At 61.4% G+C, this 1,108-nt stretch carries 1 protein-coding gene; it reads left to right on the top strand.

Going from position 1 to position 1,108, the window contains the following annotated elements:
- On the top strand, positions 1-1,003 hold a 1,003-nt coding region (locus ACXRVY_RS30855; protein ID WP_458239188.1), incomplete at its 5' end, for an HlyD family type I secretion periplasmic adaptor subunit.
- Positions 1,004-1,108: the final 105 nt, after the last annotated feature.

The raw sequence follows: 1,108 nt of genomic DNA, 5'->3' as shown, positions 1-1,108 counted from the left end.
GTACCGTATGGCCTGGGCCAGCCTTGCGCGTTGGCAGAGCGAACGGGACAACCTGAAACAAGTGAGTTTCCCCACCGAGCTGAGCAACGATCCCGATCCGCGCCTGGCGTTGGTGCTGGAAGGCCAGCGCCAGTTGTTCAGCAGCCGCCGCGATGCTTTCTCCCGCGAACAAGCGGCCCTGCGTGCCAGCATCGAAGGCGCCGGCGCGCAATTGGCCGGCATGCGCCGCGCCCGTACCGATCTGAGCGCCCAGGCCAACTCGCTGCAACAACAGCTGAGCAATCTCCAGCCCCTGGCGGACAACGGCTACATCCCGCGCAACCGACTGATGGAGTACCAGCGGCAGTTGTCGCAAGTTCAACAACAATTGGCAGAAAACACCGGCGAAAGCGGGCGCGTGGAGCAGGGCATCCTCGAATCGCACCTGAAGTTGCAACAACACATCGAGGAGTATCAGAAGGAAGTCCGTACCCAACTGGCCGATGCACAGCTCAAAAGCGTGACCCTGGAGGAACAACTGACCTCCGCCGGATTCGACCTGCAACACAGCGAGATCCTCGCCACGGCCGATGGCATCGCGGTCAACCTTGGGGTTCACACGGTCGGCGCGGTGGTGCGACAGGGCGAAAATCTGCTGGAGATCGTGCCCCAGGGCACTCGCCTGGAAGTGGAAGGGCACCTGCCGATCAACCTGGTCGACAAGGTCGGCACGCACTTGCCGGTGGACATTCTGTTCACCGCGTTCAACCAGAGCCGCACCCCGCGAGTACCGGGCGAAGTCAGCCTGATCTCCGCCGACCAGTTGCTCGACGAGAAAACCGGCGCACCGTATTACGTGCTGCGCAGCAGCGTCAGCGATGAGGCCATGGAAAAGCTCAACGGTCTGGTGATCAAACCCGGTATGCCGGCGGAAATGTTTGKGCGCACCGGTGAACGTTCACTCCTCAACTATTTGTTCAAACCGCTGCTCGACCGGGCAGGCTCCGCGTTGACCGAGGAATAAGGATGTTCGGTTGTATGAATAAGCTTTCCATGCTTGGGGCGGCACTCCTGCTGCTGGCGGGCAACCCGGCAGTAGCGGCCATGGGGCCGTTCGAGATTTACGAAC

It is taken from the genome of Pseudomonas sp. P5_A2_2, from assembly GCF_054177685.1.
This window is presented reverse-complemented; position numbering and strand designations above follow the sequence as displayed.